Below are 4,729 nucleotides of genomic sequence, written 5' to 3'. Positions count from 1 at the left end.
TTCACTCCGCCGGCAAACCCAACAACCGTCGATAGCCCGCCAATCCCGCCTCCACGCTGTAGCGCCCCGCCGTCTCCCGCGCCGCACGCCGCAGCCCGCCGCCGTCCGTCTCCAAGGCCGCCCCCACCTTCTGCGCCAACGCCGCCGCGTCGAAGAAGTCGGTCAGCTCGCCGTTCTCCCCGTCCCGGATCACTTCCCGCACCGGCGCGGTGTCCGACGCCACGATGCGGCAGCCGCTGGCCATCGCTTCCAGCAGGCTCCACGACAGCACGAAGGGATAGGTCAGGTAGACATGGACCGCCGACACTTGCAGCACCTGGCGGTAAATGTCATACGGCACCTTGCCCAGGAAGTGCACCCGCTCCGGGTCCACCGGCTTGTCCCGCAGCAGTTTTTCGCGCCAGTTGGCCGCGTCGCGCGGCGCGCTGCCGTAGCTGACGCCGTCGCCGCCGACGATGACGATCTGGCTGTCCGGCCGTTGCCGCAGCAGCGCCGGCAGCGCGCGCATGAAGCTGTGGAAACCGCGATAGGGTTCGAGGTTGCGCGCCACATAGCTGACGATGGGCTGGCCGGCGCGCAGCGTCCGGCCGTTGGGCAGGGTCAGCGTCGCCGTCGGGTCCGGCCCCAGTTGGCCGCAGCGGATGCCTTCGTGCTGGATCTGCACACTCGGCCGGTAGGCCGCCGGGTGCAGGCTGTGTTGCCAGTGAGTGGGGGTGACGCTTTGATCGGCGTGTTCCAGGTTGAGCAGGTGCAGCGCGTTGCGCGCCCGCAGCCGCGCCGCGCCGTCCAGGCTGAGCGGGAATTCCGGATCGAAGTCGGCGTCGGCCCCTTGGCCGTGGTAGTAGTACTCGCTGTAGTGGATCAGCCGCGCCGCCGGGAACAGGTCTTTGAGGAACAGGGTTTCGCCCCAGCCGGGGTGGGCCAGGATGACGTCCGGCCGGTAGCCGCGCTGTTGCAGCGGCTGCAAGGCGCGCAGCACCGCCTGGCCGTGCAGCACCGCGTCTTCGTAGCTGTGCAGATAGGGGTGGGTGTGCCGATGCGGGCCGCGATGCGGCCGGTAACGCAGCAGTTTGACGCCGGCCAGGCCGGGCGCGCTGTCGCGCCCCACCGCCAGCAGTTCGATGTCCGGCCGCCCTTTCAGGTGTTCAGCGATGTGGCGCAGCTGGCCGGGGAAGTTTTGGTGGATCAGCAGCAGTTTCATCTCAGCGCTCGCGCAGGCCTTCGCCAACATGCTGTTGCAGCGGACTCAGGAAGTAGTCGATCACCCGGCGACGACCGGTCTTGATTTCCGCGCTCACCGTCATGCCGGCGCTGAGCCGCACCCGCGCGCCGTCTATGCTCAGGTGGTCTTGCTTCAGCCGGATCCGCGCCAGGAACACCAAGCCCTTCTTCTCGTCTTGCATCGCGTCGTGGCTGACGCTGTCCACCACGCCGTCCAGGTAGCCGTAGCGGGTGTAGGGGAAGCTTTCCACTTTGACGGTGGCCGCCTGTCCCGGCCGCACAAAGCCGATGTCTTTGTTTTCGATCTGCGCTTCGATTTCCAGGGTTTCGTCCCGCGGCACCACCGCCAGCAGCGGCTGCGCTTCGGTGACCACGCCGCCCACGGTGTGGATGGCCAGTTGCTGCACGCTGCCGGCCACCGGCGCGGCCAGCCGGGTCAGCGCCTGGCGCTGGCCGGTCTTTTTCTGGTCTTCGCCGTATTGGCGCATTTGTTCGCGCGCTTCGCGCAGTTTGTCGAGGGCCTCGCTGCGGAAGTTGGCTTGCAGCGCTTTGCGTTCTTGTTCTTGCCCGGCGATGGCGGCGTCGAGTTCTTGCAGCCGGCTTTGCTGGCTGGCCAGGTCGCCGGCCTGTTCGATGCGCGCTTGTTGTTTGTCCAGGTAGGCGTGCTTGGAGATGAAGTTCTTGGCCAGCAGGTCTTGGTAGTCGTGTTCGCGCGCGGCGGCGATGCGGCCGGTGGCTTGCAGTTTGCTCACTTGCTGGCGGGTGGTGGCGTGTTCGGCCTGGCGTTGGCGCAGGGTGGCGCCCAGCGCTTCGAGCTTGGCCTGGTAGCCGCGCCATTGGCCCAGCGCCAGGCTTTCTTCGGCCAATCTCTGGCTGTCGGCGACGCCGGGGGTGGCCGGCAGCTGCGGCAGCCGGCCGCTGTCCAGCGCGTTCAGCAGCGCCTGGTAGCGCGCGGCGGCCAGCGCGGCGGCGGCGTGGGCGTCGTCGGCCTTTTGTTTGTCGGCGCTGGCGCCGGTGGCGTCCAGTTCGATCAGCACTTGGCCGGCCTTGACTTGCTGGCCGTCGCGCACGTGGATGGCTTTGACCACGCTGGGTTCCAGCGGCTGCAGGATTTTGGTGCGGCCGCCGCTGACGGTCTTGCCGCCGGCGACGGCGACGATGTCAAGCTGGCCCAGCGCGGACCACAGCAGCGCGATGAGGAACAGCGCGCCGATCAGGCGCATGCTCCACATCGGCAGCGGGGACAGCGGGCTGTCGGTCAGTTCCAGGTGGGCGGGCAGGAAGGCCAGTTCGTCTTCGCGCCGCGCCTGGGGGTCCAGTTGATGGCGGATGGCCCAGTGCGCGGCAAAGGCCTGCCGGTAGCGCCGCGCGAAGTCGCGCAGCGCGTGCAGTTGGTGCTTCATGTACGGGTTTATCCTTGTTGCAGGCTGTGCAGGCGGGCGTAGTAGCCGTCGGGCTGGCGGAGCAGGTCTTCGTGGCGGCCGCTTTCGACGATGCGGCCTTGGTCCATGGCGATGATGCGGCTGGCGCCGCGCACGGTGCTCAAGCGGTGGGCGATGATGAGCACGGTGCGGCCCTGACAGATGGCCCGCATGTTTTGCATGATCGCGCGTTCGGATTCGTAGTCCAGCGCGCTGGTGGCTTCGTCCAGAATCAGGATGCGCGGGTTGCTGATCAGCGCGCGGGCGATGGCGATGCGCTGGCGCTGGCCGCCGGACAGGCTGGCGCCGTGTTCGCCCACCATGGTGTCGTAGCCTTCGGCCTGTTCCATGATGAAGTCGTGGGCGCCGGCCAGTTTGGCCGCCTGGATCACGTGGTCCAGCGCCAGCCCGGGTTCGGCCAGCGCGATGTTGTCGCGGATGCTTTGGTTGAACAGCAGGTTTTCTTGCAGCACCACGCCGATCTGCCGCCGCAACCAGGCCGGGTCCGCCAGCGCCAGGTCGTTGCCGTCTACCAGCACGCGTCCGGATTCGGGCACGTACAGCCGTTGCACCAACTTGGTCAGCGTGCTTTTGCCGGAGCCGGAACGGCCGACGATGCCGATGACTTCGCCGGCCCGGATGTCCAGGCTGAGGCCGCGCAGGATTTCCGGGCCGTCCGGCCGGTAGCGGAACACCACCTGGTCGAACTGGATGCGGCCCTGGATCGCCGGCAGCGCCGCGCGGCTGGCCGGCAGTTCGCTGCGGGTGTTGAGGATGTCGCCCAGCCGTTCCACCGAGATGCCAATCTGCTGGAAGTCTTGCCACAGCTGTGCCAGCCGCACCACCGGCGCCGCCACCTGGCCGGCCAGCATATTGAAGGCGATCAGTTGGCCGACGGACAGCTCGCCGGCGATCACCAGCCGCGCGCCCAGCCACAGGGTGGCGACGGTGACCAGTTTCTGGATCAGTTGCACGCCGTTCTGGCCGATATTGGCCAGCCGGGTGACGCGGAAGCCGGCGGCCACGTAGGCGGCCAGCTGGTTGTCCCAGCGCCGGGTCATGTGCGGCTCCACCGCCATCGCCTTGATGGTGCCGATGCCGCCCACCGCTTCCACCAGGAAGGATTGGTTGTCGGCGCCGCGCGCGAACTTCTCGTCCAGGCGCCGCCGCAGCAGCGGGGTCAGCCCGGCCGACCACAGCGCGTAGCACGGCAGCGACACCAGCACGATCAGGGTCAGCCAGCCGCTGTAGTACCACATCACCGCCAGGAACACGAAGGAGAACAGCAGGTCCAGCACCGTAGTCAGCGCCTGGCCGGTGAGGAAGTTGCGGATATTGTCCAGCTCGCGCACCCGCGCCACGGTGTCCCCCACCCGCCGCGCTTCGTAGTAGGCCAGCGGCAGCGCCAGCAGGTGGCGGAACAGACGCGCCCCCAGCTCCACGTCGATGCGGCTGGTGGTGTGGGCGAACACGTGGCTGCGCAGCGCCGACAGCGCCACATTGAACAGCGACAGGATCAACAGCCCGACGGCGATCACGTCCAGGGTGTTGAAGGCGCGGTTGACCAGCACCTTGTCCATCACCACCTGGAAGAACAGCGGCGTCACCAGCGCAAACAGCTGCAACACCAGCGACACCGCCAGCACTTCCAGCAAGAGCTTGCGGTATTTGACGATGGCCGGCACGAACCAGGTGAAGTCGAACTTGGCCAGCGCCCCCGCGGCGGACGCGCGCGAGGCCATCAGCAGCAACCGGCCGGCGTAGCGCGCCGTCAGCTCCGCCTGGCTCAGCACTTGCGGCCGGCCGTGCTTGAGGTCGTGGATCAGCACTTTGTCGCCGTCGCAGCGGGCGATGATGAAGTGTTCGCCGTCCGGCCGCAGCGCCAGCGCCGGCAAGGCGGTCAGGCTGAGGCGGTCCGGGCTTTGTTTGACGATGCGGGCTTTAAGGTCCAGGCCTTTGGCGGCCAGCAGCAGGTCGGTTTCGCTGAAGGGTTCGGCCTGGCGGCCGTATTGGTGGGTGAGTTGCGCCGGGTCGGCGGCTACGCCGTGGAACTGGGCCAGCAGGACCAGGCCCAGCAAGCCCAAATC

General features: G+C 68.0%; 3 protein-coding genes. All 3 read right to left on the bottom strand.

Translation table 11 applies throughout. The annotated features are described in order from the left end of the window. Window position 1 precedes the first annotated feature (1 nt). The 3 genes from ACODSD_RS24665 to ACODSD_RS24655 are packed head-to-tail and all read right to left on the bottom strand — an operon-like array spanning window position 2 to window position 4,726. On the bottom strand, window positions 2-1,201 hold the full coding sequence (locus ACODSD_RS24665; RefSeq protein ID WP_488878596.1) for a glycosyltransferase family 4 protein: 1,200 nt from the start codon (window positions 1,199-1,201) through the stop codon (window positions 2-4). 1 nt (window position 1,202) lies between these two features. After that, the gene (locus ACODSD_RS24660) at window positions 1,203-2,624 is read right to left on the bottom strand and encodes an HlyD family type I secretion periplasmic adaptor subunit (RefSeq protein WP_488878595.1); all 1,422 of its coding nucleotides are present in this window, start codon (window positions 2,622-2,624) and stop codon (window positions 1,203-1,205) included. Window positions 2,625-2,632: 8 nt separating this feature from the next. Continuing rightward, on the bottom strand, window positions 2,633-4,726 hold the full coding sequence (locus ACODSD_RS24655; RefSeq protein WP_488878597.1) for a type I secretion system permease/ATPase: 2,094 nt from the start codon (window positions 4,724-4,726) through the stop codon (window positions 2,633-2,635). Window positions 4,727-4,729: the final 3 nt, after the last annotated feature.

The sequence above is a fragment of the Chromobacterium sp. FG22 genome, assembly GCF_057809415.1.
The sequence above is the reverse complement of the archived record's forward strand: the minus strand, read 5'-3'. Positions and strand labels throughout refer to the sequence as shown.

Bases quoted from the DNA above. Each gene is read 5' to 3' on its own strand.
- ACODSD_RS24665 (WP_488878596.1), bottom strand. From the start codon at position 1,201: ATGAAACTGCTGCTGATCCACCAAAACTTCCCCGGCCAGCTGCGCCAC.
- ACODSD_RS24660 (WP_488878595.1), bottom strand. From the start codon at position 2,624: ATGAAGCACCAACTGCACGCGCTGCGCGACTTCGCGCGGCGCTACCGG.